Below are 24,218 nucleotides of genomic sequence, written 5' to 3'. Positions count from 1 at the left end.
TGCATGACAGCGCCTTGGCAACCCTTGCACAAGTGGTGGTTCGGCGCTGATGTGCAGGCAGCCGCACATGAAATTGCGGCTGCGCGCGGCAAACTCTGGTTTGGCAAAAACGTCATGCAGGACAACGAGGCGCGTGAGCTGTTTGCGCCTCTGGTGCGTGATGCTCTGGCCGGGCAGTTGAATGACTGGCTGACTGATCCGCGAGGCTTGTTGGCAGTTGTGCTGTTGCTCGACCAGCTGCCTCGCATGATCTATCGCAATAACCCCAAATCGTTTGCAGGTGACTCGCAAGCTCAGGCAATGGTGCGCGATGGCATCGAGGCCGGGCTGGATCAGCAGTTGCAGCCGATTGAGCGGGTATTTATCTATCTGGTTCTCGAACATGCTGAAGACCCCGGCCAGCAGCGTCGTGCGGTCGCCCAGTTTCGGCGCTTGCTTGATGAGGCCGGCCCGGCAGACCAGCAGGTCTTTGCTGATTATCTTGATTACGCCGAGCGCCATCAGCGCGTGATCGAGCGCTTTAACCGCTTCCCCCACCGCAATACCGTGTTGGGTCGTCGTTCCAGTGGCGAAGAAGTGGCTTTCCTCAAGGAACCCGGCTCGCGGTTCTGACGTCCAATTGAGCAGATTGCCAAGTGCTGTGCCAGACTTGTGCATCAATCCAACCGCAGCGCGATTGAACCAGCGCATGCGGTATTTGTATGTCATATAACAAGGGAGTTGATCATGCCGCTGCGTAACTTAGCGCTGTTGGGCAGTTGTCTGTTGATTGTCGCGTGCAGCAAGGTCAATCAAGAAAACTACGCCAAGCTTGAATCCGGAATGACCAAGCCTGAGGTCGAAAAGCTGTTGGGCGCACCGGATGACTGTGCCGGTGCAATGGGCATGTCGAGCTGCACCTGGGGCGATAGCAAACATTTCATCAGCGTGCAGTATGCAGGTGACAAGGTGATTATGTTTTCCGGTGAAGGCCTGAAGTGAGGAGCTTAAATTGATGCGTTTTCTATTGGTATTGCTGGCCCCGCTGGTGCTGGCCGCGTGTGCGAATTCGGGTACTGGTTCGGTGCCGCCGAAAACAGTCGACAAGGTTAATCTGGAGCGTTATCAGGGCACTTGGTACGAGCTGGCGCGCTTGCCGATGTTCTTCCAGCGCAACTGCGCGCAGTCCGAAGCGCATTACGATCTGCGCGATGACGGCACGGTGGGCGTGCTCAATCGTTGCCGCAGCGCCGAGGGCGGCTGGCAAGAAGCCCAAGGCACCGCTGTTCCCCAGGTTCAGGGCAAGACCGACAAACTGTGGGTGAGCTTCGACAACTGGTTCAGCACGCTGCTGCCGGGCGTTAGCAAGGGCGAGTACTGGGTGTTGTATCTCGACGATGACTACACCACCGCAGTCGTCGGCAGCCCGGATTACGAGTACCTCTGGATTCTGTCACGCACCCCCGAAGTTACCGAGTCGGTGCGCGACAATCTGGTCGACGTTGCCCACGGCCGTGGCTATGACACCAGCAAGCTGATCTGGCGCACGCCGGACTCGAAAATGCCGGCCGAGTAAGCTGTTGCAGGGCGCGCGTGAGTCAGGCTTATTGCCAGTTCAGGCGTGCCAGCAACCATTGATCATCGACGCGCCACCACTCAAGTTCTACGCTGTAGTGGCGGGCGCTGTCGGGAATCAGCCCTTCGGCACCGGTTAGCGCGATTTGTGCCTGAGTGCGACCAATATTCTGATACACCGGATCGATCTGGCTCTGCTTGCTCAGCGCGAGTACCCGGACATTCTTGTGGCGCAGAAACAGCAACGTCATGGTGCGCTTGGCCCAGTCGCGGTCATACATCTGTTGCGCACTGAAGTCGTCGTGCAGTTGCTCCATCACGGCGCTGTTGCGCTTGTTCTCAAGGCTCTCCTGCAGGCGCTCAACCGCCGCTTCCAGTTCACTTTGCGGGGTTGTATCTGCCGAGCAACCGAGCAGTTGAGTCAGCAACAGAATAAATGCCAGACCAAACGTTTTAACTGCCATACATAGATGCCTTTTCATGGTTATGATGCCCGACGGAGTGTCGCACGCAATCAGTCAGCACTGGCGTCATGAGGGTGAAGACTTTGCGTCACGAAAGCGAAAGTCAGGAGTATGTCATGCAGACGCTGTACCCGGAGATCAAGCCTTACGCACGCCATGAGCTGTCCGTCGAGGCGCCGCATGTGCTTTATGTCGATGAAAGCGGCTCGCCCGACGGCCTGCCGGTGGTCTTTGTTCACGGCGGCCCAGGCGCTGGTTGTGATGCGCTGAGCCGGCGCTTCTTCGACCCTAATCTCTATCGCATTATCACGTTTGATCAGCGCGGCTGTGGCCGTTCGACGCCGCATGCAAGCCTCGAAAACAACACCACCTGGGATCTGGTGGCTGACATGGAGATAATCCGTGAGCACCTGAATATCGATAAATGGGTGCTGTTTGGTGGTTCCTGGGGTTCAACCTTGTCGCTGGCCTACGCGCAAACCCACCCCGACCGCGTTAGCGCCCTGATTCTGCGTGGCATCTTCCTGTGCCGTCAGCAGGAATTGCAGTGGTTCTATCAGGAAGGTGCGAGCCGCATGTTCCCGGATTTCTGGCAGGACTATGTCGCGCCAATCCCTGTAGATGAGCGTGGTGATATGATTCAGGCCTTCTACAAACGCCTCACTGGCCCTGATCAGATCGCCCAGATGCACGCCGCCAAAGCCTGGTCGACGTGGGAAGGGCGTACTGCCACCCTGCGCCCCAATCCGCAGGTGGTGGAGCGTTTCAGCGAGGCGCACCGTGCGCTGTCGATTGCGCGCATCGAGTGCCATTACTTCGTCAACAACGCCTTTCTTGAGCCGAATCAGCTGCTCAATAACATGCCAAACATCGCCCACTTGCCGGGCATAATCGTGCACGGTCGGTACGATGTGATCTGCCCGCTTGAGAACGCCTGGGAGCTGCATCAGGCCTGGCCGAATAGCGAGTTGCAGATTATCCGCGATGCCGGGCACGCGGCCTCGGAAGTCGGCACCACCGATGCGCTGGTGCGAGCGGCCGATCAAATCGCCCATCGTCTACTCAACCTGGCACCGGATGAAGCATGAAGGCACTGATTCAACGTGTTAGCAGCGCGCGGGTCGAGGTGGCTGCAACCTGCGTGGGCGCTATCGAGCAAGGCTTGCTGGTGCTGGTTGGCGTCGAGCCGCAGGATGATCAGGCGAGCGCCAGCAAGATGCTCCACAAGCTGCTCAACTACCGGGTATTCAGTGATGCCGATGGCAAGATGAATCTGTCGCTGAGCGATGTGCAGGGCGGGTTGTTGCTGGTTTCGCAGTTCACGCTGGCGGCCAATACCAAAAGCGGTCTGCGTCCGAGCTTTTCCAGTGCCGCGCCGCCACAACAAGGTGCTCAGGTATTCGATGAACTGGTCGCGATGGCGCGCAGCAAGCACGCGCAAGTGGCGACCGGCGAGTTTGGTGCCGACATGCAAGTGCATCTGGTCAATGACGGGCCGGTAACCTTCCTGCTGGAAACCTGATACGTACTTTTTTGCAATCACATAAACGCCTGCGAAGCCCCTTTAAAACTGGCTTCGCAGGCGTTTTGCGTTCAACCGTTTGCCAGTGCTTCGCGAACGAAATCGAGGCGGTCCTGGCCAAAGAACAGCTGCTCACCGACAAACATCGTCGGAGCACCAAATGCGCCGCGTTTGATGGCGTCTTCGGTAATGGTCTTGAGACGTTCCTTGACCGCCTCATCGCTGACCATCGCCAAGAAGGCTTGCGGATCGAAGCCGTTATTGGCGAGGACTTCGCCGAGTACCTGCGGGTCGCCGAGGTTCTGTTTGTCGACCCACATGGCGCGAAACACGCATTCGACGTAACGCGCGAAATGTTCGGTGCCCAAATAGCCTGCCGCGCCGCGCATCAGGGTAATCGTGTTGATCGGGAAGTGCGGGTTGAAATTCATCTCGACCTGATAGCGCTTAGCGAAGCGGGCCAAGTCCTGAAACATGTAGCGGCCCTTGCTGGGGATCATCGCCGGAGACTGATTGCCAGTGGCCTTGAATACCGCACCCAGCAGCATCGGCTGCCAGATGATTTCAGCGCCTGCCTGCTGGGTTATTGCAGGTAGTTGAGTCCAGGCCAGATAACTTGCCGGGCTGCCAAAGTCGAAAAAGAACTCTACGGTTTTACTCATAATGATGTGCTCAAGTCAGCGATTTATTGTTGTGTGCCCGTGCGCTCAGAAGGTTTCCTGCCAGGGGCGCAGATCCATCTCATGAACCCAGCAATCTCGCGGCTGGATGTGAATATTCCAGTAGGTGTCGGCGATGTGATCGGGGTTGAGAATGCCATCCTGATCCTTCTTCGCGTACATCTCGGGAAAGGTTTCGCGGATAAACGCGGTGTCGATGGCGCCATCAATAATCGGGTGCGCAACATGAATGCCCTTGGGGCCTAGTTCACGGGCCATGCTCTGGGCCAGTGCGCGCAAAGCAAACTTGGCACCGGCGAAAGCACAGAAACCGTTGCCGCCGCGCAGTGATGCCGTGGCGCCGGTAAAAATGATGGTGCCTTGGTTACGTGGCAGCATCACTCGCGCCGCTTCCCGACCGGTGAGAAAACCTGACAGCGCAGCCATCTCCCAGACCTTGCGGTACACGCGCTCGGTGGTTTCGGTAATCGAGAACCGCACATTGGCGCCAATGTTGAACACGACAACTTCCAGCGGGCCGACCTCACGCTCAATGGTCTCGACCATTTCGACCACCTGGCTCTCGATACGGGCGTCACAACCAAAGGCTCTGGCCTGACCTCCGGCGCTGGTGATGTCGTCCACCAGCGGCTGCAATTTCTCGGCATTACGCCGCGCCACACACGCCACATAGCCTTCGCGGGCAAACCGTTTGGCAATTGCCGAGCCGGTTGCATCGCCCGCGCCCACCACCAGAATCGCTTTTTGTTGGTTCATTTTTGCCTCGATGGGTTCTGTTTTGGAACTTATAAGATAGTCAGTTCCATTTTAGAACTTGTCAAGCTACTCTAACACCGTACTCGACGGAGGCTGATTAATGCGCTGGGAACAACTGGACCAACAACCGTGCTCGCTGGCGCGCACGCTCTCGGTGGTGGGCGATCGCTGGACGCTGCTGGTGCTACGCGAATGCTTTCTAGGCGTGCGGCGTTTCGATGAGTTTGAAAGTCGCCTCGGTGTTACCCGCCATGTGCTGGCTGACCGCCTGAAAAAACTGGTGGAGGCCGAGGTTCTGGTCAAACAGGCTTACCAGCAGCGGCCTGTGCGCGAGGAATACCGGCTGACGCCAAAAGGACGGGATCTGTATCCGGCGGTGCTGGCGCTGGTCAATTGGGGAGACCGCCACATGAGCGGCGCAGAAGGCCCGCCTATTCGACATATCCACAAGCCCTGTGGCCAGCACATGCATGGCGTACTCGTGTGCTCCGAGTGCGCCGAGCCGTTGCAAGCCGGTGAGGTGATGCTGGAAGAGGGCGAGGCGTTTCGCGGGCAGCTATTACCCGCGCACTGGCATCAGCAGGGCGAGCGCTAACAGAACCTAGAACAGGCGCGCGAGCAGGGCGGTAACGGCCGTCTCGACGCGCAGGATGCGTTGTCCGAGTTGCACCGGCGTCATCCCCGCGCCTTGCAGCAAATCGATCTCATAAGGGATCCAGCCGCCTTCCGGACCTATCGCCAGGGTAACTGCCTGATTCACTGCGCGTGGGCACTCCGGGTATTCGCCGGGGTGTCCGACCAGCGCCAGACTGCCTGCGGCTAGTTGCGGCAGGCGATCTTCGACAAAGGGCTTGAAGCGTTTCTCGATGATGACCTCGGGCAGCACAGTATCGCGTGCCTGCTCCAGGCCCAGAATCAGTTGCTCACGAATGGCTTCGGGGTGCAGAAACGGCGTTTGCCAGAAGCTCTTCTCGACCCGATAGCTGTTAAGCAAAACTAGGCGCGGTACGCCCATGCTGCTGACGGTTTGCAGCACACGGCGCAGCATTTTCGGCCTGGGCATGGCGAGCAGCAGCGTCAAAGGCAATTTGGCGGGAGGTGGCTGGTTGAGTTCGATCTGGATTTCGGCCTGATCGCTGCCCAGCTGCAAGATCTTGCCTGTGCCCATCAGGCCATCGAGGCGGCCCACACGCAGGGTGTCGCCGGTTTCGGCGCGGTGCACTTCATGCAAATGCTGCAACCGCCGGCCGCGCAACAGGGCGCGGTCGGTGGTGATGAAATCAGCATCTTCGAGGAGCAGTAAATTCACGGTTGCGCAGCAGGCGGCTGGTCGTCGTGGCCTGTCTCGGCATCGCGGGTTGGCGTGCTGGCTGGCGCATCTTCAGGCATTTCGTCTTCTTCGCTGTATTCGCTGCGGCGTTTCACCAGCGCGCCAAACAGCAAGCCGGTCTCGAACAGCATCCACATCGGCACGGCGAGCAAGGTTTGCGAGAAGATATCCGGCGGGGTCAACACCATGCCGATGGCAAAGCAGCCAACGATCACGTAGGGGCGGCTCTTGCGCAGGGTTTCGACTTCGATGATGCCGACCCAGATCAGCAGGAAGGTTGCGACCGGAATCTCGAAGGCCACGCCGAAGGCAAAGAACAGCGTGAGCACGAAGTCGAGATACTGACCGATGTCGGTCATCATCTCGACGCCTTCCGGGGTTACGCTGGCAAAGAAGCCGAACATGATCGGGAACACGACGAAGTAGGCGAATGCCATGCCGCCGTAGAACAGGAAAATGCTGGAGATCAGCAGCGGTACGGCAATGCGCTTCTCGTGCTTGTACAGGCCGGGCGCGATGAAACCCCAGATCTGCTGCAGGATGATCGGCATCGACAGGAACAGGGCGACCATCAAGGTCAGCTTGAACGGCGTCAGGAACGGCGATGCCACGCCGGTCGCGATCATGGTGGCGCCTGCGGGCAGGTATGCACGCAGTGGCGCGGCGACGAGCGCGTAGATGTCTTGAGAGAAGTAGAACAGTCCGGCAAACAGCAGCAGTACTGCAACAACGCTACGCAGCACCCGTGTGCGCAACTCAGTCAGGTGCGAGATCAGGGGCATTTCCTGATCGCTTTGGCTATCTCGGCTCATGGTTGTGAGGCTTTATCCTGGCTGGCGTCTGGAGTAGGAGAGGGCGGTGTTTGCGGCTTGGCAACCTCGGCAGCCGGCGTGCTGGTTGCCGGCTTGGGTTCTGCGGGCGTTGGCTCGGTGTTGGCGCTAAACGGGGCGGTGATCTCTTGTTTCATCGCCTTCATTTCGCGCTCAAGGTCGAGAATCTGCTCGTTGTGCAGTTGCCGGCGAATTTCGTCGGCGCCAATTTCGCGCTCAACTTCAGCCTTCATGGTGTTGAAACTGCGTTTGATACGGCCAATCCATAGCCCGGCAGTGCGCACCGCTCCCGGCAACCTTTCGGGGCCAAGAACCAATAATGCGACCAAGCCAACCAATAGCAGCTCGGAAAAACCTACATCGAACATGAGGACGTGCTCTCAGGGTGCCAGGATAAAACCACTGCGCCTGCAAGCAGCCAAATGTCCGCTCAATCGGGCGTTTGGCTGCTTGCAGGCATTGTTCACAACAAATCAGCGCTGCTTAGTCTTTCTTGGCAGGCTCTTCGACTTTGTGCGCCTGGGCATCAATGGTCTGCCCTTGCTTCTCTTCAACGGAAGGCTTTTCGGCCTCGTCGGTATTCATCGATTTACGAAAGCCTTTGATCGCATCACCGATGTCCGAGCCCATGCCTTTGAGGCGTTTGGTACCGAACAGCATGACCACGATCAGCAGGATGATCAGGAGTTGCCAGATGCTAATGCCACCGAAACCCATGCGAATTACTCCGTTGTTATCATTAGATTAGGATTGTGGACGTGCGGCTTTTTCCGCATGCCCAGAAAGTCCAAAACGTCTGTCCAGCTCATCAAGCACAGCTTGCGGATGTTGCCCCAGCGAGGCCAGCATCACCATGCTGTGAAACCACAAGTCAGCAGTTTCGTAGATCACGTCACTGCAATCACCACTGTTTGCCGCGTCTTTAGCCGCAATAATGGTTTCAATCGATTCTTCGCCAAGCTTCTCAAGAATCTTGTTCAGGCCCTTGGCGTACAAACTCGCCACGTAGGAGGAGTCTGCAGCGGCGCCTTTGCGTGATTCGAGCACTTCGGCCAGTCGGTTGAGCGTATCAGTCATGGCCGTTTCCCTTCTGGTAAATACTCTGCGGGTCTTTGATCACCGCATCAACGGTTTTCCAGCCGCCATTTTCAAAAACCCGATAAAAGCAGCTTTCACGACCCGTATGGCAAGCAATGCCGCCGAGCTGTTCAACCTTGAGGATAATCACGTCAGCGTCGCAATCGAGGCGCAGTTCATGCAGTTTCTGCACGTGGCCGGATTCTTCACCCTTGCGCCACAGCTTGGCGCGCGAGCGAGACCAGTAAATCGCCCGCTGCTCGCTGGCTGTAAGGGCCAGCGCTTCACGGTTCATCCAGGCCATCATCAGCACACGGCCAGTGAGGTGATCCTGAGCGATTGCCGGTACTAGGCCGTCACTGTCCCACTTGATTTCATCGAGCCAATCGTTCATCACATCGTCCGCCCATGCGGGCTTTTCAAATAGGTTTGTCGGGGCTACTCGGCGGCATTCGCCGAGCAACCTCTACACAGGTCTAGTGTGCCAGCACCGCTGCGGCCTGGCTATCGGCGCAGCACCAGGAATATTCCGCCGGCGAGCATGGCCCAGCTTGGCCAGACCTGCAGGCTCAGGCTCAGACCCTGAGTCACCGCGCCAGCAATCAACGCCGCGCCGAGCAGGCGTGATGCCCAGCCGTAGCGGCTTGGCGGCGTGACAGGTGCCGCGACTTGTTGCTGGTTCAGTCGGTCTAATGTGTCGCGCGCCATTTGCGACAGGTGCGGCACTTGTTCCGCCTGCAACTGCAGATTACGCAGAACATTGCGCGGGCTTACCCGTTCACGCATCCAGCGCTCCAGAAACGGTTGCGCGGTGCTCCACAGGTCGAGGTCGGGGTAGAGCTGGCGCCCCAGCCCTTCGATATTCAGCAGGGTTTTCTGCAGCAGCACCAGTTGCGGTTGCACTTCCATGTTGAAGCGTCGCGCGGTCTGGAACAGACGCATCAGCAGTTGGCCGAAGGAAATATCCTTGAGCGGTTTTTCGAAGATAGGCTCGCACACCGTGCGGATGGCGGCTTCAAAATCATTGACCTTGGTGGTCGCAGGAATCCAGCCAGAGTCGATGTGCAGTTGCGCCACGCGGCGGTAGTCACGTTTGAAGAAGGCAATCAGGTTGCGCGCCAGATAGTCCTGATCTTCAGGGGTGAGGCTGCCGATGATGCCGCAGTCGATGGCGATGTATTGCGGGTTCCACGGCTGGCGATTGCTGACAAAGATATTGCCGGGGTGCATGTCGGCGTGGAAGAAGCTGTCGCGGAAAACCTGAGTGAAGAAAATCTCGACGCCGCGTTCGGCCAGCAGTTTCATGTCGGTGCGCTGATCGGCCAGGGTGTCCAGATCGGTAACCGGCACGCCGTAGATCCGCTCCATGACCAGCACTTGCGGGCGGCAATAGTCCCAGTAAACCTGCGGCACATAGAGCAGCGGCGAATCCTCGAAGTTGCGGCGCAGCTGGCTGGCATTCGCCGCCTCGCGGAGCAGGTCGAGTTCGTCGTAGATGGTCTTCTCGTAGTCGCTGACCACTTCGACCGGGCGCAGCAGACGGGCATCTGCCGAAGCCTTTTCGGCTAATTTGGCGAGCAGAAACAGCCAGGCGATGTCCTGGCGAATCACCGGTTTGAGGCCGGGGCGAATCACCTTGATCACCACTTCTTCGCCGCTCTTGAGCTGCGCCGCGTGCACCTGCGCAATCGAGGCCGAGGCCAGTGGTTGAGCATCGAAGCGGGCGAACATGTCACTGACTTTCGCGCCCAGTTGCGCCTCGATCAGCGCCTTGGATTGCACCGGATCGAAGGGCGGTACCTGATCCTGCAGCCTGGCCAGCTCGTCGGCGATATCAGGCGGCATCAGGTCGCGACGGGTCGAGAGCAGTTGGCCAAACTTGATAAAGATCGGCCCGAGGTCTTCCAGCGCCAGACGCAAGCGCTCGCCGCGGGAAAGGTTCAGCGTTTTGCGCGGCAGCCAGCGCCAGGGCAACAGGTAGCTCAGTGCACGCACCCAAAACGGGATTGGCAGGGCAAGTAGCAGGTCATCCAGTTGGTAGCGGATGATGACCCGCTGGATACGCAGTAAACGACGGGCGGCAAGCAGCTTCATGCTTTCGGCTTTTTCAGGTTGGCGAGGCGCTCAACGCGGGCGTCGAGGCGATCCAGGGCGATTTTTAGCGAGTCGAGTTCGGCAAAGCGTGCTTGCGCTTCCCGCTCGCCGACCAGACTGCGCGACTCTTCACTGAGGTAGTCGGTGAGGTTCAGACGCAAGCTGTTGAGGGTTTGGCTGGTCCAGTTATAGCGGCTGCGCAAATGGCTGCTGAGCAACTGGCTGGCCACCGGGCCAAGCCAGCGCGACAGCTCGTATTCCCAGTCGAGCTGCAAGTCCTGAAGGATTGCGGCGAGATCGAGCAGGGCGGCGCTGTCGCCTTCGAGGCTGACGTCCTGGCTGTGCAATATGGCGGTCTTGTCTGCGCTCAGGCCCAGTTGCAGCAGTTTGCTGGCACTGGCGCGCAAGCGGCACGCTACATCGCCTTCCCACTGAGAGGCGAGGCGAATGCCCTGGCCGTCGGCAAGGATGAACAATTGCACAGCCGGGTTCTGGCATTCGACCGCAATCACCCGGCCATTCAGGCGCGCCAGTCGTGGCAGCGCTGTGCTGTCCATGACCAGTACGCGATTAAGGCCCAGTTCGATGCTGGCCAGAATGCCGCTGAGCATCATCAGGGTTTGATACCGCGATGCAGGGCGACAATGCCGCCCGTCATGTTGTGGTAAGTGGTGCGCTCGAAACCAGCGTCGATCATCATGCCCTTGAGGGTTTCCTGATCGGGGTGCATACGAATCGACTCAGCCAGATAACGATAGCTGTCGGCGTCGTTGGTGATCAGCTTGCCAATCAGGGGCATCACGCGGAACGAGTAGCTGTCGTAAGCCTTGGAGAGCATGTCGCTGGACGGTTTGGAAAATTCCAGTACCAGCAGGCGGCCGCCCGGCTTGAGTACGCGCAGCATTGAGCGCAGGGCGTCTTCTTTATGGGTGACGTTGCGCAGGCCGAAGGCGATGGTGACGCAGTCGAAATGGTTGTCGGGGAAGGGCAGTTTTTCGGCGTCGGCCTGAACGAACTGCACATTGCCTGAGACACCTTTGTCGAGCAGGCGGTCGCGGCCGACCTTGAGCATCGACTCGTTGATGTCGGCCAGCACCACTTCACCGGTGGGGCCAACCAAGCGCGCAAACTGGCGCGCCAGATCGCCCGTGCCGCCGGCAATATCCAGAACCCGGTTGCCGGTACGTACGCCAGACAGTTCGATGGTGAAACGCTTCCACAGGCGGTGCATGCCGCCAGAGAGCAAGTCGTTCATGACATCGTACTTGGCAGCTACAGAGTGGAACACCTCGGCGACTTTCTGCGCCTTTTGGCTTTCGGGAACATCCTTGAAGCCAAAGTGTGTGGTGGGTTCGCTGTCGTTGCTCTTGCGCGGGTCGTTCATATCGCGGCACCTGAATCAAAGTGGCCGCTATTCTAAACCTGCGACTGGCCTTATGTCTTGGCATGCGCTACAGGTGGTGTGAGCGAAATCGCCACAGGGGCTGATATAGTCACGTCTATCAAGTTGCTGTCTGGAGTGGATACATGGCCAAGATTGTTGTTGAACGTACGCATTCACTGGGTCGCGATGCCGCTCGCGAGAAGGCGGAGTACCTTGCCGAGCGCCTCGCCGAACGGTATGACGTGCGCTACCGCTGGAATGGCGACACGCTGGAGTTCAAGCGCAGCGGGGCCGACGGCAGCATTGATGTCGGTGATAACAATGTGCTGGTGAAGCTCAATCTGGGGCTGCTCCTCTCTGCACTGAGCCCGACCATCAAGCGTGAAATCGAAACGGTGCTGGATAAACACCTGCAAGCCTGACAGCGTGTTGCGGCTATTTTTGATCCTAGTATGTGGTTTCTAATTTTTCTCGGTACCTTGCTCTCAAGCCTGCGAAGTGTGGGCGTTTCCTCTTAATAATGATGAGTGAGGTGCACCATGTCCAAAGTGATCGCAAAGAAGAAGGTAGAGGCTGCTGTTGAAGACAAATCCAGCACCCTGGGCGACGTTAAGGTTTACGCGCGCAAAATTTGGCTGGCTGGTCTTGGCGCATACGCCAAGGCGGGTCAGGAAAGCGGTGAATATTTCAAAGAGCTGATCAAGGCCGGCGAAGGCGTTGAGAAGACCGGCAAGAAGCTGGTTGATGACCAGCTGGAAGCTGCCAACACTCAGATTGTTCAAGTTAAAAGCAGTGTTGTTGGTGTGAAGAGCAAGGTCGAAGTTCAACTCGACAAAATTGAGCACGCATTCGATTCGCGCGTTGCTGCTGCTCTTAACCGTATCGGCATCCCATCCAAGCAAGACGTTGAAGTTCTGTCTGCTAAGCTGGATGAGCTGAACGCATTGCTCGATCACGTCGCGCGTACCAAGTAAGGAGAGCACCATGGCTGTTAAGAAAAAAACAGAAAAAGTAGAAAAGCAGACGACCTCTTGGGTCGGTGGTATTGAAAAGTACTCCCGTCAAATCTGGCTGGCCGGTTTGGGCGCTTATTCAAAAGTCAGCAAGGACGGCAACAAGCTGTTCGACTCGCTGGTTAAAGATGGCGAGAAAGCTGAGAAGCAAGCCAAGACCGAAGTCGACAAGCAGGTTGGCGCGGTTAAATCCAGCGTTGATACTCGCGTGGGTTCAGCCAAGTCCAGAGTTGATGGCGTTAAAGATAAGGCCATCGGCAAGTGGGGCGAGTTGGAAGAGGCTTTTGACAAGCGTCTGAACAACGCGATCTCGCGCTTGGGTGTGCCTAGCCGCAATGAAGTCAAAGCACTCAACACTAAAATTGAAAGCCTGACTGCACAAATCGAAAAGCTGACTGGTGTATCGGTCAAGACGGTTGCCAAGAAGCCGGTTGCAAAAACTGCAGCTAAGCCTGCGGCCAAACCCGTTGCTAAAGCGGCCGCTAAACCCGCCGCCAAGAAGCCGGTAGCCAAAGCTGCTGCTAAACCTGCAGCTGCCAAGCCCGCTGCCAAAGCGGCCGCAAAACCAGCGGCTAAAGCCGCTGCAAAACCGGCTGCCAAGCCCGCCGCGCGTAAACCTGCGGCGCGCAAGCCAGCGGCAGCCAAACCCGCCGTCAAGCCGGCGGCTCCGGTAGCGACTCCAGCTGCGCCAGCGGCTACCGCAACGCCCTCTGCAGCTCCGGCAGCAACGCCAGCTGCAACTGCTACACCTTCCGCACAGTCGTAAGACGCGCTGATGTGAAAACGCCCGGCCAAGTGCCGGGCGTTTTTATGGGTGTTGCGGCTTGCGCTCAGGTTTCCAGGTAACGCTGCGCCAAGTGCTCTGCGGCAAAACGCGACTCGCTGTCCAGATGCGGCGCGACCAGCATCATGACCTGATAAACCACTACCCGGCTTTCCCCTTCCTTGCCGATGATGCGCTGATAGTCCAGCGAGAACAGCAGGGTCATGGTGATCTGCTCAACCAGTTGCCCCAGGGTTTGGGTGTCGCCCAACAGGGCATTGTCTTCACTCAGGCGGGCCAGCAACGACGCCAGCGTGCGTTTGAGTGAGTTGAGCCAGAGGCGCATGCCGTGGGCTATTTTCGGCAACCGTCCGGTCAGATTCGAAAGGTCCTGAAACAGGAATCGGTACTGGGCCATGCGCTCGACAATCAGGTGCAAAAACAACCAGTAGTCTTCAACCTCCAGCTCCACGTTTTCTGGCGGGTCGAGCAGCGGTGCGAGTTCGGCCTGGAAACGTTCGAACAGGCCGGTAATGAGCGGCTCTTTACCGTGAAAGTGGTAATAGAGATTGCCGGGAGAGATTTCCAGTTCGTTGGCGATCTCAAGTGTCGAGACGTTAGGCTCGCCCTCTTCATTGAATAAATGCAGGGCGCATTCAAGGATGCGGTCGCGGGTTTTCATGCACAGCTCTGAGTTGGCCAGCTAAGCCCTGAAGATAACCGTCAGCAGGGCGTTCGACTAGCGCTTGGGTGGCAGTATTTAGTTGGCTCAGTCAAAAGAACGGGCAGGATGGCCTGCCCGCTGGTAACGCTCTTATCAAATAGCCGTTTAGCGCACGTGAACGTAAGTGCCAGGCGCGGCTTCCAGCGCTGGATGGCGTTGATTGCCGATGGCCACAATGGTTTCACGCTGCTCGCCGGAGCGCTCCTGTATCCACTCCAGCCACACCGGCCACCAACTGCCCGGCGTTTGCTTGGCATCGTAAAACCAAGCGCGAGGATCTGAAGTCATTTTCGGGTTGTCGTAGTAGTTGGATTTGCTGTTGCCGGGTGGGTTGAGAATGCTCTGGATATGGCCGCTGTTGGACAGCACGAAGCGCCGGTTACCGCCGAGCAGCAAGGCCGAGCGATAAACCGCATCCCACGGGGTGATGTGATCGTTGATGCCGGCCACGCTGAAACTGTCGATATTGACCTTCTGCAGGTCTATCGGCGTGCCGCAGATCTCCAGCCCAGCGCTGCGCGCGAGCGGGTTATGTTTGAAAAAGTCGATCAGGTCGCCATGCAGCGCAGCGGGCAGACGCGTGTTGTCGTTGTTCCAGTAGAGAATGTCGAACGAGGGAGGCTGTTTGCCCAACAGGTAATTGTTGACCCAGTAGTTCCAGATCAGGTCATTGGGGCGCATCCAGGCGAACACCTTGGCCATGTCGCGACCCTCAAGAACACCCTGCTGGTAGGAGCGGCGCTTAGCCGTTTCGAGGGTTTTCTCATCGGCGAAGAGCATGGCCGGGCTGTCGATCTGGCTGTCCAGCAAGCTCACCAGATAGGTACTGCTGGCCACTTTTTTCAGCTGGCGCTTGGCTTGCAGATGGCCGAGCAGGGCAGCAATGGTCAGCCCGCCAGCGCAGGCGCCCATCAGGTTGACGTCTTTACTGCCGGTGATATCGCGGCAGGCATCAATGGCTTCTTCAAGCGCTTCTACATAACTCGACAGGCCCCACTCGCGATGTTGTGGTGACGGGTTACGCCAGCTGACCACGAATGTCTGCAGGTTATTTTTCAGGGCGTATTGGATCAGGCTTTTTTCAGGCGAGAGATCGAAAATATAAAACTTGTTGATCTGCGGTGGCACGATCAGCAGGGGTTTGAGGTACTGCTTCTCGCTCATCGGCCTGTACTGAATGAGTTCGATCAACTCATTGCGAAACACCACTGAGCCCACTGTTGTGGCCACATTGCGACCGACTTCGAAGGCGTGTTTGCTGACTTGGCTGGGCAGGCCGTTGTTGTTCATCAGGTCATCGTATAGATGATTGAGGCCTTTGAAGACGCTGCTGCCGCCGCTGTTGAACAGCTCTTTGACGGCCAGTGGATTTAGCAGTGAGTTGGATGGCGACAGCGCGTCGCTGATTATTGAAAGCACGAACTTGGAGCGCGCCCGGTCATCGGCCGATAAATCGCTTTCCTCGACCCACTTGTTCAGTTGCGCCTGCCAGGCCAGATACGCCTGCAAACTCCGGCGATAGAATGGATTCAGCTGCCAGGTCGGATCACTGAAGCGGCTGTCCTGCGGGTTGACCTTGTGCGGCGCGTCGCCCATCAACACCCGGCCAAGTTGACTGCCAAACGCCGCTAAATGCTTGGCACTGTGCATCGGTTGTTTGAGCCCTTGCAGGGCAAGGGTGCGCAGCGTGGAGGCGAAGTCACGACCGCGCAGGCCCGCGATCGCTGTTTGTGCATTCATGTGCTTGGCGGGTGGTGAAAAGCTCCCGCTATTAGTCTTGTTTTGCATCAGGCAGCACTCCATTACTAGAACATTGAGCCCAAGGTTCAGGATTGGTCAGCAAGGCTTATACCAATGCATGCAAAAGGTGCATGCCAGAGCGGGGGAGCCTGCTTTGAAGAAGCAGGGCATGGGCGCAAATGACTCAAATATAGACAGCAAGCACTACAATTGTGCGACAGCAAAGCGACCACGCGCTCAATGAGCGCGTGTCACTGCTGGTTCAGGGTGCATGATTGCGCGCTGCTTCTCGACCGCCAGAAACTTCATGATGATGGGCGCTACAGCTTCTGCCCGGGTCACCAGAAACAGGTGGCCGTCGTCGATGACATGCAGCTCGGAGTTGGGGATGCGCCACGCCAGCATGCGCATGTTGATGAGGGGAATAATCGGGTCGTCATCACCCGCCAGCACCAAGGTTGGTTGGCGGATCTTGTGCAGCCAGTGGATGCTGGTCCAGCCTAGTCCTGCAAACAGCTGCCAGTAATAACCGACTTTGCCAGAGGAGCGGACTTTACTGGCGTGCGCCATTGCCAGATCCGGGTCGCGACGAAATGCACCGCCATAAATGTGCGGTGCAATGCGCACGCCGTAGGAAGGCTGAACATAGCGCCGTGGGCTGGCCATGCGCATGAGCACCTTGGGCTTGCCCGGTATCATCACAGCGCCTGCCGAAGTGGCAGCCAGCACCAGTTTTTTGCAGCGCTCGGGGTAATCGTGAGCAAACTGCTGCGCCAGTGCCCCGCCCCAGGAAACCCCAATCGCGTTGACTTGCCCGTAGTCCAGGTAGTCGAGCATGCGTGCCGCCAGTTTGGCTAATCCGGGAAAGCGAAAAGGTGTACTGGGCGTAGATGAACCACCCACGCCAGGTACATCGAATGCGATCACTTCAAGTTCCGGATCGAGCGCGCGAACAAACGGCATAACCAACTCGAGGTTGGCGCCGATGCCGTTGAAGATAAGCAGCGGCGCAATAGCGCTGTCGCCCGGACGCACAGCGGTGCGGATGGTTTGACCATCGATGTCGATGGTGCGGAAAACGAATGGACGCGACATACACTAATCCCTATCAGTTAATACGCTGGGCCTGACCAGTACCGGTGATTCCCAGCAAGCCGGATTCGCGCGCCGGCCAAGCCGGTTTTGCGAGCGGCACATCCTGTGCCGCGGGCATCATTGCGTAATACGCAAAATTTAACGTTCGTGAACGTAAGTCCCCGGTGCAGCTACAGCGGCGGGGTGTTTCTTATTGCCCAGTGACGTCGGAGCTTTGTTCAATTTGCCTGAGCGCTCGGCAAGCCAAGCCTGCCAGTGTAGCCACCACGAGTCGGTGTGTTTGGTTGCGCCGTCCTGCCAGTCTTTCGGATCTTTAGGCATTTCGGAGTTGGTCATGTAACGCGACTTGGGGTTGCCAGGCGGATTCAAAATACTTTGAATGTGGCCGCTGTTGGACAACACGAATTCACACTTGCCGCCGAATAACAGGGCCGATTTGTAACATGAAGTCCAAGGCGTAATGTGGTCTGTGGTGCCTGCCACGCAAAAGAAATCACAGGTGACTTGCTTGAGGTCGATTGGCGTTCCACAGACTTCGAGCGCATTGGCCCGCGTGAGCGGGTTGGTCTGAAACATGTCGATGAACTCACCGTGCAATGCAGCAGGTAGGCGGGTGGTGTCATTGTTCCAGTAAAGAATATCGAAAACCGGTGGCTCGTTGCCCAGCAGGTAATTGTTGACCCAGTAATTCCAGATCAGGTCATTAGGCCGCATCCAGGCAAATACCTTGGCCAGATCACTGCCTTCCAGCACGCCAGCCTGATACGAGCGGCGCTTGGCGGCTTCCAGGGTGAACTCATCGGCGAACAGTGCCACCTGAGTATCAAGGTGAGTGTCGAGCACACTGACCAGCAAAGTCAGGGCATGAACCTTGGGGTCTTTCAGGGCTGCGTAATGGCCTAGCAAGGACGCGGTCGTTAGGCCGCCAGAGCAGGCGCCAAGCATGTTGATGTCTTTGCTGCCGGTAATCGAGGTGATGACGTCGATGGCTTCTTTGAGGGCTTCGATATAGGTTGAAAGCCCCCATTCGCGCTGCGCCTTGGTCGGGTTGCGCCAGCTCACAACAAAGGTTTGTACGTGGTTGCGCAACAGGAAGCGCGACAGGCTTTTCTCGGGCGTCAGGTCGAATACGTAGTACTTGTTGATTTGCGGCGGCACCACCAGCAAAGGACGCTCGTGTACTTGTTCGGTCACTGGGTTGTATTGGATCAGTTCAAGCTGATCGTTACGGAACACCACAGCGCCAGGCGTAGTTGCCAGGTTCTGGCCGACCTCGAATGCATCCTTATTGACCTGGCTGGGCAGACCGCCGTTATTCACCAGATCTTTGGCGAGATGGGAAAGGCCGTCGAGCAGGCTCTTGCCGCCGGTTTCGAAAAAGCGTTTTACCGCTGCGGGGTTGGCCATGGTGTTGCTTGGCGCCATGGCTTCGGTCATCAGGTTGATAACAAAGTGGCCGCGGCTGACGTCCTGTGGGGCCAGTGCGCTTTCTTCGATCCAGTCATGCAGCTCTTTGCGCCACGCCAGATAAGTTTGCAGATAACGACGGTAAAGCGGGTTTTGGCTCCAGGCCGGATCAGCAAAACGGCGATCGCCATCTTCAGGCGTCAGCTCGGAGCGCCCGAGCATTACGTTCTTTAATTCAATGCCGAAATGGGCAACATGCTTGGCGCTGTGAAAGGGTTGCCGAAGTGCTTGTGAAAGCACCATGCGAGCGGATGTCAGCAGGTCTTTGCCTCGAATTCCAACTACCGGGTTGAGGCCCAGTGTGTTGTCTGAAGCTTGGCGCTTCAAGTCGTCGTTATTTTTATCTGTCATCGTTGACGCTCCACTGTCCTGGGTTTAAACCCACTTAATACCAGGTGGATCACTGCAGTGCCGGGCAGCTGCCGAACCTTTACCGCTGGGTAACCTGGGATAGATAAACAAAATTGTCTGTACAGCGCACATTTGTATGCAGGGAACTTACCAACCTCATTGGTTACCCGAGTTTTTCTAATAGCGCAAGCCAAGACAGCGCTTTTATAGCGCTGAAGTATGCGTGCAAGAATTAGAAAATGCGCTCTAACTGTGCGTGGCCGTCATGGTAATCACAATGTGCGCAATTGTGGGCCAGCATCATGAGCTAAGTCGCCGCAGAGGCCGACCGAGAGTACGGTTCAGGACATCAGACGTACGATTGACTCATTGGGGTCGCGGGATTTACCGGCTGCGCGCAATTCGGCGAGGTAGTCGTCCCAAAGTTCGGTTTGGCGGGTTGCGAGTTGGTAGAGGTAATCCCAGCTGAACAGGCCGCTGTCGTGCCCATCATCGAAGCACAGTTTTAGGGCATAGTTGCCGGCAGGCTCGATGCGGCTGATGCCGACGTTCAGCTTGCCCGTTTGCAGGACTGGATTGCCGTGGCCTTGCACCTCGGCAGAAGGGGAATGCACGCGCAGAAACTCGGCGCTCAGGGTGTAGCTCTGGTCGCCATATTTGAGCGTCAACGTTCTGGATGCTTTGTGCAGTTCGATGGCGCTGGGGATTCGCATGGCGTGGCTCTCAACAGTATTCACAGGGCAACCGGGAGCTGCGAAGGTGCAGTTCCCGGCCTGTGTATGCAGCTTAGATTAAAGAATGTAACGCGACAGGTCTTCGTCTTCGGACAACTCACCGAGATGCTCGTTGACGTAGTCGGCACCGATCTGGATCGGCTGCTCGCTGTGTTGCGCGGCCAGATCGCCAGCGCTGAACGAGACTTCTTCCAACAGGCGCTCAAGCAAGGTGTGCAGACGACGCGCACCAATGTTCTCAGTCTTCTCGTTAACCTGCCAGGCGATTTCGGCAAGGCGCTTGATGCCGTCCTCGGCAAACTGAATTTTCAGCCCTTCGGTTTGCAGCAGCGCGCTGTATTGCTCGGTCAGGGACGCATGCGGCTCGGTGAGAATGCGCTCGAAGTCCTGCGGCGACAGGGCTTTGAGTTCCACCCGGATTGGCAGGCGACCTTGCAGTTCAGGCACCAGATCACTTGGCTTGCTCAGGTGGAACGCACCGGAGGCGATGAACAGGATGTGGTCAGTCTTGACCATGCCCAGCTTGGTATTCACCGTGCAGCCTTCGATCAGCGGCAGCAGGTCGCGCTGTACACCTTCACGCGATACATCGGCGCCGCCGGTGTTGCCACGCTTAGCGACCTTGTCGATTTCATCGATAAAGACGATACCGTTCTGCTCGACAGCTTCCAGCGCACGCGCTTTGAGCTCTTCCTCATTAACCAGGCGCGCGGCTTCTTCGTCGCGAACCAGTTTCAGTGCTTCGCCAACCTTGAGCTTGCGGCTCTTGGTCTTGCCTTTGCCCATGTTGGAGAACAGGTTCTGCAACTGGCTGGTCATCTCTTCCATGCCGGGCGGCGTCATGATTTCGATGCCGGCCGGGCTCTCGGAGACTTCAATTTCGATCTCTTTGTCGTCCAGTTGGCCTTCGCGCAAACGCTTGCGGAACAGCTGACGGGTGTTCGAGTCGTTGCTCTGCGCCTGCTCTTCGCTGAAGCTGCGTGCAGGTGGCAGCAAGGCATCGAGAATGCGCTCTTCGGCGGCATCTTCGGCGCGATGACGAACCTTGATGATTTCCTGCTCGCGAAGCATTTTTACCGAGGCATCGGCGAGGTCGCGGATGATCGATTCGACATCGCGGCCGACATAGCCAACTTCGGTGAACTTGGTCGCCTCGACCTTGATGAACGGCGCGTTAGCCAGTTTGGCCAGACGTCGGGCGATCTCGGTCTTGCCGACACCGGTTGGGCCGATCATCAGAATATTTTTCGGTGTGACCTCTGCACGCAAATCCAGCGGCAGCTGCATGCGCCGCCAGCGATTGCGCAGGGCAATAGCCACTGCACGCTTAGCGTCATCCTGGCCAATGATGTGGCGGTTGAGTTCGTGAACGATTTCGCGGGGTGTCATCGACATAACTGGGGCTCCGGGCTGGACGAGGTTACACCTCCGAGTCCAGCTCCTCGATTGTCAGGTTTTGGTTGGTGAACACACAGATTGAACCGGCAATGTTTAAGGCGCTCTCCGCAATCTCGCGGGCGGACATTTGCTCGGTATGTTGCAGCATGGCCAAGGCTGCGGCTTGGGCGAAACCACCGCCGGAACCCATTGCAATCAGGCCGTGTTCAGGGTCTACAACATCACCGTTGCCGGTGATGATCAGAGATGCATCCTTGTTGGCCACAGCCAGCATGGCCTCGAGACGGCTTAGCGAGCGATCGGTGCGCCAGTCTTTTGCCAGCTCAACAGCGGCGCGAACCAGATGGCCCTGATGCTTTTCCAGTTTCCCTTCAAAGCGCTCAAACAGGGTAAAGGCATCCGCCGTGGCGCCCGCAAAGCCTGCGAGTACTTGGCCGTGATAAAGACGGCGGACTTTCTTTGCGTTGCCTTTCATAACGGTATTGCCAAGAGATACCTGGCCGTCGCCGCCCATGACGACTTTGCCGTTGCGGCGAACTGAAACGATGGTGGTCAAGGGAGAGTCTCCACGCAGCGGGGCGAAAATGCCCAATAGGAACCAAATGGGGGGCCATAAGGCAATTTTCAACGGCTGAGCAAGGATTCTTCACTAAAGCTGTTGCTAAGTGCCTTGGTGACTGGGTTGCGCGGGAGGATTTTGCGGGGATTTTTTGGGTAGAAACAGAGGGTTTAATGGCCAACACCTGAGTGATGGCCATTAAATTGAACGCTTAGTTGCCTTGGCGTTGTTGCAGCAGCAAGTTGTTGAAGCCATTTTTGGACAGCGTGGCTTGTGACTTGTTGAGGTCTTCGCGAGTGGCGAACGGGCCAACCAGTACGCGATACCAAGTCTCGTCACGGACTTTGCCGGATTCAACATTCACATTCTGACCAAGCATGATGATTTGCGCGCGCACGCTGTCGGCATCGTCCTTGCGGCGGAACGAGCCCGCTTGCAGGAAGTACTTGGTGGTCACCGGAGCCTTGGCGATAACGGGTGGAGGCGGCGGCACTTCACCTGCCAGCGCGGCTTCAGCGCGTGCGGCGTCGATCTTGGCGGCTTCCTCCGGGGTTACCGGCTTTTGCTCAGGCGTTGGCGGCGTCTTTTCCACAGCCTCAGGCGGCACGATGACTTCAGAGCCTGGCAACAGGGTGTAGAAGTCATACTTCGGCTTTTCCGGGCCTGGGTCAGGCTTGGTTTCCTTGGCTTTATTCTGGCTGTGCTGAGCCTTTTGCTCGGCGGCGCGCTTTATCGCATCGTCACCGGGCTTGAGATTCATCAGCAGCATCACGAAAACCCCGATGGCCAAACCGCACGCCAGCCAGATCCAGCCCGGCATTGGTTTTTTCGCAGGCGCCCGGTTGCGGCTCGCGCCACGCTTGGGTGCTGGTTTTTTACGTGCAGCCACTTACATACGCTCCAGAGTTTCCAGGCCCAGCAGTTCAAGGCCCTGCTTCAACGTGCGACCGGTCAGTGCCGCGAGGCGCAGACGGCTTTGCTGGGTAGCAGGGTCTTCGGCCGCGATAATTGGGCAGTGTTCGTAGAAGCTCGAGAACAGCCCGGCCAGATCGTAGAGGTAAGCACACAGCAAGTGCGGCGTACCTTTGTCGGCAACGCTGTTGAGGACTTCACCGAACTGCGCCAGCTTACCCGCCAGTTCGATTTCATGTGCGGCCTCAAGCTGCAATTTGCCGTCTACCTCGTCGAAGCTTTTCCCCAGTTTGCGGAAAATGCTGGCAACGCGCGTGTAGGCGTACAGCAGATATGGTGCGGTGTTGCCCTCAAAGCTGAGCATCAGCTCGAAGTTGAAGCTGTAATCGCTGGTGCGGTGCTTGGACAGGTCGGCGTATTTCACTGCGCCAATGCCCACGGCGCTGGCGATTTCGCGCAGTTGTTCTTCTGCCAGATCCGGGTTCTTGCCCTTGACCAGATTGTAGGCGCGCTCTTCGGCCTCATCGAGCAGGTCGATGAGTTTCACTGTGCCGCCATCGCGGGTTTTGAACGGACGGCCATCAGCGCCGTTCATGGTGCCGAAGCCCATGTGTTCAAGCTGCATGTCTTGTGCAACAAAGCCTGCGCGGCGAGCCACTTCAAAGGCCATCTGGAAGTGCAGGGCCTGACGCTGGTCGACAAAGTACAGGGCGCGGTCAGCTTTCAGGGTGTTGCTGCGATAGCGCATGGCGGCAAGGTCGGTGGTCGCGTACAGGTATCCGCCGCCAGCTTTCTGCACAATTACCGGCAGTGGATTGCCGTCTGCGTTCTTGAACTCGTCGAGGAACACGCACTTGGCGCCGTCGCTTTCGCTCAGCAGCCCTTTGGCTTGCAGGTCGCTGACCACGTTTGCCAGATCGTCGTTATAGGCGCTTTCACCTTTGACGTCTGCCGGGGTCAATTTGACGTTGAGGCGGTCGTAGGCCTTCTGGCAATGCGACAGCGAAATCTCGTTGAAGCGGTGCCACAAGCGCATGCACTCAGGCTTGTTCGCCTGAAGCTCCACCACCAGTGCGCGAGCACGATCGGCAAACTCAGGTGATTCGTCAAAACGTTTCTTGGCGGCGCGATAGAAACCTTCCAAGTCCGCCAGTTCGCTCTCAGCGGCCGCAGGATTCTCTTCCATGAAGGCCAGCAGCATACCGAACTGCGTGCCCCAGTCGCCTACGTGGTTCTGGCGGATAACTTCGTCGCCCAGGAACTCAAGGACACGGCCAACCGCGTCGCCGATGATGGTCGAGCGCAGGTGGCCGACGTGCATTTCCTTGGCGAGGTTGGGTGATGAGAGGTCAATCACCACGCGCTGGGCAGGGCCGGCTTTACGCACGCCAAGCTGGGCATCTTCAAGCAAAGCGTCAACGCGCCCGGCCAGAGCTTCGATGTTCTGATAAAAATTGAGGAAACCCGGGCCTGCGATTTCGACCTTGCTGATTTGCGGGTCGGCAGGCATTGCAGCAATCAGCTTCTCCGCCAGATCACGCGGCTTCATGCCGGCAGGCTTGGCCAACATCATGGCGATGTTGCTGGCGAAGTCGCCGTGGGTTTTGTCCTTGGTATTCTCGACCTGAATGGTCGGGCTCAGACCCTCAGGCAACACGCCTTCGGCGGTCAGGCGGGTCAGGGCTTGCTGGATCAGGTTGCGAATGCTGTCTTTCATGGTCTGCTCAGTCGGCCGTGGCGTGTTGAAAACTCTGCATTATCGGCGGCTTGG

30 protein-coding genes are annotated in these 24,218 nt (G+C 57.6%); 9 read left to right on the top strand and 21 right to left on the bottom strand.

Translation table 11 applies throughout. The features are described from left to right. Positions 1 to 3: 3 nt before the first annotated feature. From PMYSY11_RS20185 to PMYSY11_RS20175, 3 genes are all read left to right on the top strand, one after another. A complete protein-coding gene (locus tag PMYSY11_RS20185) occupies positions 4 to 612 on the top strand; it encodes a DUF924 family protein (RefSeq protein WP_150547850.1) in 609 nt (202 codons plus the stop codon). 114 nt (positions 613 to 726) lie between these two features. Beyond that, a complete protein-coding gene (locus tag PMYSY11_RS20180; protein WP_069898413.1) occupies positions 727 to 981 on the top strand; it encodes a hypothetical protein in 255 nt (84 codons plus the stop codon). 10 nt (positions 982 to 991) lie between these two features. Then, positions 992 to 1,555 carry a lipocalin family protein gene (locus tag PMYSY11_RS20175; RefSeq protein ID WP_170827719.1) on the top strand — a complete coding sequence of 188 codons (564 nt, stop codon included), beginning with the start codon at positions 992 to 994 and terminating at the stop codon, positions 1,553 to 1,555. Positions 1,556 to 1,583: 28 nt separating this feature from the next. Here the strand turns inward: PMYSY11_RS20175 and PMYSY11_RS20170 are convergent, their stop codons facing one another. Next, positions 1,584 to 2,018 (bottom strand): hypothetical protein, encoded by a 435-nt coding sequence (locus tag PMYSY11_RS20170; RefSeq protein ID WP_150547849.1) that lies wholly within the window; start codon positions 2,016 to 2,018, stop codon positions 1,584 to 1,586. Between the two features lie 116 nt (positions 2,019 to 2,134). Between PMYSY11_RS20170 and pip the strand changes: the two genes are divergently transcribed. Beyond that, positions 2,135 to 3,106, top strand: a complete 972-nt coding sequence (gene pip / locus PMYSY11_RS20165; RefSeq protein WP_150547848.1) for a prolyl aminopeptidase — start codon at positions 2,135 to 2,137, stop codon at positions 3,104 to 3,106. Further along, complete coding sequence (dtd, locus tag PMYSY11_RS20160; RefSeq protein WP_090510118.1) at positions 3,103 to 3,540, top strand: D-aminoacyl-tRNA deacylase; 438 nt, start codon at positions 3,103 to 3,105, stop codon at positions 3,538 to 3,540. Before pip ends, dtd begins: the two co-directional genes overlap by 4 nt. Before the next feature lie 71 nt (positions 3,541 to 3,611). Here the strand turns inward: dtd and PMYSY11_RS20155 are convergent, their stop codons facing one another. Together PMYSY11_RS20155 and PMYSY11_RS20150 are read right to left on the bottom strand one after the other, a co-directional pair. Continuing rightward, positions 3,612 to 4,202, bottom strand: coding sequence for a 2-hydroxychromene-2-carboxylate isomerase (locus PMYSY11_RS20155; RefSeq protein WP_150547847.1), 591 nt, complete (start codon positions 4,200 to 4,202; stop codon positions 3,612 to 3,614). 45 nt (positions 4,203 to 4,247) lie between these two features. After that, entirely contained in the window at positions 4,248 to 4,976 is a 729-nt protein-coding gene (locus PMYSY11_RS20150) for an SDR family oxidoreductase (RefSeq protein WP_090510123.1), read from the bottom strand. Between the two features lie 100 nt (positions 4,977 to 5,076). Here PMYSY11_RS20150 and PMYSY11_RS20145 point away from each other — a divergent pair, with 100 nt between their 5' ends. Further along, complete coding sequence (locus PMYSY11_RS20145) at positions 5,077 to 5,571, top strand: winged helix-turn-helix transcriptional regulator (RefSeq protein ID WP_150547846.1); 495 nt, start codon at positions 5,077 to 5,079, stop codon at positions 5,569 to 5,571. Between the two features lie 6 nt (positions 5,572 to 5,577). Here the strand turns inward: PMYSY11_RS20145 and PMYSY11_RS20140 are convergent, their stop codons facing one another. From PMYSY11_RS20140 to ubiE, 9 genes are all read right to left on the bottom strand, one after another. Then, the gene (locus PMYSY11_RS20140; protein WP_150547845.1) at positions 5,578 to 6,285 is read right to left on the bottom strand and encodes a 16S rRNA (uracil(1498)-N(3))-methyltransferase; all 708 of its coding nucleotides are present in this window, start codon (positions 6,283 to 6,285) and stop codon (positions 5,578 to 5,580) included. Beyond that, positions 6,282 to 7,118 (bottom strand): twin-arginine translocase subunit TatC, encoded by an 837-nt coding sequence (gene tatC, locus PMYSY11_RS20135; protein WP_069898404.1) that lies wholly within the window; start codon positions 7,116 to 7,118, stop codon positions 6,282 to 6,284. Before tatC ends, PMYSY11_RS20140 begins: the two co-directional genes overlap by 4 nt. Continuing rightward, positions 7,115 to 7,504, bottom strand: coding sequence for a Sec-independent protein translocase protein TatB (gene tatB, locus PMYSY11_RS20130; protein WP_150547844.1), 390 nt, complete (start codon positions 7,502 to 7,504; stop codon positions 7,115 to 7,117). The genes tatC and tatB overlap by 4 nt, the downstream gene beginning before the upstream one ends. Before the next feature lie 115 nt (positions 7,505 to 7,619). After that, positions 7,620 to 7,853, bottom strand: a complete 234-nt coding sequence (gene tatA / locus PMYSY11_RS20125) for a twin-arginine translocase TatA/TatE family subunit (protein ID WP_069898402.1) — start codon at positions 7,851 to 7,853, stop codon at positions 7,620 to 7,622. Between the two features lie 27 nt (positions 7,854 to 7,880). Beyond that, on the bottom strand, positions 7,881 to 8,213 hold the full coding sequence (locus PMYSY11_RS20120) for a phosphoribosyl-ATP diphosphatase (protein WP_069898401.1): 333 nt from the start codon (positions 8,211 to 8,213) through the stop codon (positions 7,881 to 7,883). Then, entirely contained in the window at positions 8,206 to 8,607 is a 402-nt protein-coding gene (gene hisI, locus PMYSY11_RS20115; protein WP_090510135.1) for a phosphoribosyl-AMP cyclohydrolase, read from the bottom strand. Before hisI ends, PMYSY11_RS20120 begins: the two co-directional genes overlap by 8 nt. Before the next feature lie 110 nt (positions 8,608 to 8,717). Next, a complete protein-coding gene (gene ubiB / locus PMYSY11_RS20110; RefSeq protein ID WP_150547843.1) occupies positions 8,718 to 10,307 on the bottom strand; it encodes a ubiquinone biosynthesis regulatory protein kinase UbiB in 1,590 nt (529 codons plus the stop codon). Then, complete coding sequence (locus PMYSY11_RS20105; protein ID WP_150547842.1) at positions 10,304 to 10,921, bottom strand: ubiquinone biosynthesis accessory factor UbiJ; 618 nt, start codon at positions 10,919 to 10,921, stop codon at positions 10,304 to 10,306. Before PMYSY11_RS20105 ends, ubiB begins: the two co-directional genes overlap by 4 nt. Continuing rightward, positions 10,921 to 11,691, bottom strand: a complete 771-nt coding sequence (gene ubiE, locus PMYSY11_RS20100; protein WP_069898397.1) for a bifunctional demethylmenaquinone methyltransferase/2-methoxy-6-polyprenyl-1,4-benzoquinol methylase UbiE — start codon at positions 11,689 to 11,691, stop codon at positions 10,921 to 10,923. Before ubiE ends, PMYSY11_RS20105 begins: the two co-directional genes overlap by 1 nt. 143 nt (positions 11,692 to 11,834) lie before the next feature. Between ubiE and PMYSY11_RS20095 the strand changes: the two genes are divergently transcribed. From PMYSY11_RS20095 to PMYSY11_RS20085, 3 genes are all read left to right on the top strand, one after another. Next, on the top strand, positions 11,835 to 12,113 hold the full coding sequence (locus PMYSY11_RS20095) for a polyhydroxyalkanoic acid system family protein (protein WP_069898396.1): 279 nt from the start codon (positions 11,835 to 11,837) through the stop codon (positions 12,111 to 12,113). 117 nt (positions 12,114 to 12,230) lie between these two features. Next, positions 12,231 to 12,665, top strand: coding sequence for a phasin family protein (locus PMYSY11_RS20090; RefSeq protein WP_069898395.1), 435 nt, complete (start codon positions 12,231 to 12,233; stop codon positions 12,663 to 12,665). 10 nt (positions 12,666 to 12,675) lie between these two features. Next, positions 12,676 to 13,470, top strand: a complete 795-nt coding sequence (locus PMYSY11_RS20085) for a phasin family protein (protein ID WP_150547841.1) — start codon at positions 12,676 to 12,678, stop codon at positions 13,468 to 13,470. Positions 13,471 to 13,534: 64 nt separating this feature from the next. On the opposite strand, the gene PMYSY11_RS20080 is transcribed toward PMYSY11_RS20085, so the two are convergent. From PMYSY11_RS20080 to argS, 9 genes are all read right to left on the bottom strand, one after another. Beyond that, the gene (locus PMYSY11_RS20080) at positions 13,535 to 14,149 is read right to left on the bottom strand and encodes a TetR/AcrR family transcriptional regulator (RefSeq protein WP_069898393.1); all 615 of its coding nucleotides are present in this window, start codon (positions 14,147 to 14,149) and stop codon (positions 13,535 to 13,537) included. 147 nt (positions 14,150 to 14,296) lie between these two features. Further along, a complete protein-coding gene (phaC, locus tag PMYSY11_RS20075) occupies positions 14,297 to 15,979 on the bottom strand; it encodes a class II poly(R)-hydroxyalkanoic acid synthase (RefSeq protein WP_069898392.1) in 1,683 nt (560 codons plus the stop codon). Positions 15,980 to 16,168: 189 nt separating this feature from the next. Further along, on the bottom strand, positions 16,169 to 17,026 hold the full coding sequence (gene phaZ, locus PMYSY11_RS20070) for a poly(3-hydroxyalkanoate) depolymerase (protein WP_069898391.1): 858 nt from the start codon (positions 17,024 to 17,026) through the stop codon (positions 16,169 to 16,171). 138 nt (positions 17,027 to 17,164) lie between these two features. Then, a complete protein-coding gene (phaC, locus tag PMYSY11_RS20065) occupies positions 17,165 to 18,844 on the bottom strand; it encodes a class II poly(R)-hydroxyalkanoic acid synthase (protein ID WP_150547840.1) in 1,680 nt (559 codons plus the stop codon). Between the two features lie 341 nt (positions 18,845 to 19,185). Continuing rightward, a complete protein-coding gene (locus tag PMYSY11_RS20060) occupies positions 19,186 to 19,557 on the bottom strand; it encodes a gamma-butyrobetaine hydroxylase family protein (RefSeq protein WP_150547839.1) in 372 nt (123 codons plus the stop codon). Between the two features lie 78 nt (positions 19,558 to 19,635). Continuing rightward, entirely contained in the window at positions 19,636 to 20,973 is a 1,338-nt protein-coding gene (hslU, locus tag PMYSY11_RS20055; protein WP_069898388.1) for an ATP-dependent protease ATPase subunit HslU, read from the bottom strand. A gap of 25 nt (positions 20,974 to 20,998) precedes the next feature. Beyond that, entirely contained in the window at positions 20,999 to 21,532 is a 534-nt protein-coding gene (hslV, locus tag PMYSY11_RS20050; protein ID WP_069898387.1) for an ATP-dependent protease subunit HslV, read from the bottom strand. 214 nt (positions 21,533 to 21,746) lie between these two features. After that, complete coding sequence (locus tag PMYSY11_RS20045) at positions 21,747 to 22,424, bottom strand: SPOR domain-containing protein (protein WP_069898386.1); 678 nt, start codon at positions 22,422 to 22,424, stop codon at positions 21,747 to 21,749. After that, positions 22,425 to 24,164 (bottom strand): arginine--tRNA ligase, encoded by a 1,740-nt coding sequence (gene argS / locus PMYSY11_RS20040; protein ID WP_069898385.1) that lies wholly within the window; start codon positions 24,162 to 24,164, stop codon positions 22,425 to 22,427. Positions 24,165 to 24,218: the final 54 nt, after the last annotated feature.

This window comes from Pseudomonas marincola (assembly GCF_900682675.2).
In the GTDB taxonomy this organism is placed as follows: Bacteria; Pseudomonadota; Gammaproteobacteria; order Pseudomonadales; family Pseudomonadaceae; genus Aquipseudomonas; species Aquipseudomonas marincola.
This window is presented reverse-complemented; position numbering and strand designations above follow the sequence as displayed.

Bases quoted from the DNA above. Each gene is read 5' to 3' on its own strand.
- tatA (WP_069898402.1), bottom strand. From the start codon at position 7,853: ATGGGTTTCGGTGGCATTAGCATCTGGCAACTCCTGATCATCCTGCTG.
- phaC (WP_069898392.1), bottom strand. From the start codon at position 15,979: ATGCAAAACAAGACTAATAGCGGGAGCTTTTCACCACCCGCCAAGCAC.
- PMYSY11_RS20080 (WP_069898393.1), bottom strand. From the start codon at position 14,149: ATGAAAACCCGCGACCGCATCCTTGAATGCGCCCTGCATTTATTCAAT.
- PMYSY11_RS20095 (WP_069898396.1), top strand. From the start codon at position 11,835: ATGGCCAAGATTGTTGTTGAACGTACGCATTCACTGGGTCGCGATGCC.
- PMYSY11_RS20105 (WP_150547842.1), bottom strand. From the start codon at position 10,921: ATGATGCTCAGCGGCATTCTGGCCAGCATCGAACTGGGCCTTAATCGC.
- PMYSY11_RS20060 (WP_150547839.1), bottom strand. From the start codon at position 19,557: ATGCGAATCCCCAGCGCCATCGAACTGCACAAAGCATCCAGAACGTTG.
- PMYSY11_RS20120 (WP_069898401.1), bottom strand. From the start codon at position 8,213: ATGACTGATACGCTCAACCGACTGGCCGAAGTGCTCGAATCACGCAAA.
- phaC (WP_150547840.1), bottom strand. From the start codon at position 18,844: ATGACAGATAAAAATAACGACGACTTGAAGCGCCAAGCTTCAGACAAC.
- argS (WP_069898385.1), bottom strand. From the start codon at position 24,164: ATGAAAGACAGCATTCGCAACCTGATCCAGCAAGCCCTGACCCGCCTG.
- phaZ (WP_069898391.1), bottom strand. From the start codon at position 17,026: ATGTCGCGTCCATTCGTTTTCCGCACCATCGACATCGATGGTCAAACC.
- pip (WP_150547848.1), top strand. From the start codon at position 2,135: ATGCAGACGCTGTACCCGGAGATCAAGCCTTACGCACGCCATGAGCTG.
- PMYSY11_RS20180 (WP_069898413.1), top strand. From the start codon at position 727: ATGCCGCTGCGTAACTTAGCGCTGTTGGGCAGTTGTCTGTTGATTGTC.
- PMYSY11_RS20090 (WP_069898395.1), top strand. From the start codon at position 12,231: ATGTCCAAAGTGATCGCAAAGAAGAAGGTAGAGGCTGCTGTTGAAGAC.
- hisI (WP_090510135.1), bottom strand. From the start codon at position 8,607: ATGAACGATTGGCTCGATGAAATCAAGTGGGACAGTGACGGCCTAGTA.
- tatC (WP_069898404.1), bottom strand. From the start codon at position 7,118: ATGAGCCGAGATAGCCAAAGCGATCAGGAAATGCCCCTGATCTCGCAC.
- PMYSY11_RS20170 (WP_150547849.1), bottom strand. From the start codon at position 2,018: ATGGCAGTTAAAACGTTTGGTCTGGCATTTATTCTGTTGCTGACTCAA.
- PMYSY11_RS20155 (WP_150547847.1), bottom strand. From the start codon at position 4,202: ATGAGTAAAACCGTAGAGTTCTTTTTCGACTTTGGCAGCCCGGCAAGT.
- PMYSY11_RS20145 (WP_150547846.1), top strand. From the start codon at position 5,077: ATGCGCTGGGAACAACTGGACCAACAACCGTGCTCGCTGGCGCGCACG.
- tatB (WP_150547844.1), bottom strand. From the start codon at position 7,504: ATGTTCGATGTAGGTTTTTCCGAGCTGCTATTGGTTGGCTTGGTCGCA.
- ubiE (WP_069898397.1), bottom strand. From the start codon at position 11,691: ATGAACGACCCGCGCAAGAGCAACGACAGCGAACCCACCACACACTTT.
- PMYSY11_RS20150 (WP_090510123.1), bottom strand. From the start codon at position 4,976: ATGAACCAACAAAAAGCGATTCTGGTGGTGGGCGCGGGCGATGCAACC.
- dtd (WP_090510118.1), top strand. From the start codon at position 3,103: ATGAAGGCACTGATTCAACGTGTTAGCAGCGCGCGGGTCGAGGTGGCT.
- hslU (WP_069898388.1), bottom strand. From the start codon at position 20,973: ATGTCGATGACACCCCGCGAAATCGTTCACGAACTCAACCGCCACATC.
- PMYSY11_RS20085 (WP_150547841.1), top strand. From the start codon at position 12,676: ATGGCTGTTAAGAAAAAAACAGAAAAAGTAGAAAAGCAGACGACCTCT.
- ubiB (WP_150547843.1), bottom strand. From the start codon at position 10,307: ATGAAGCTGCTTGCCGCCCGTCGTTTACTGCGTATCCAGCGGGTCATC.
- PMYSY11_RS20185 (WP_150547850.1), top strand. From the start codon at position 4: ATGACAGCGCCTTGGCAACCCTTGCACAAGTGGTGGTTCGGCGCTGAT.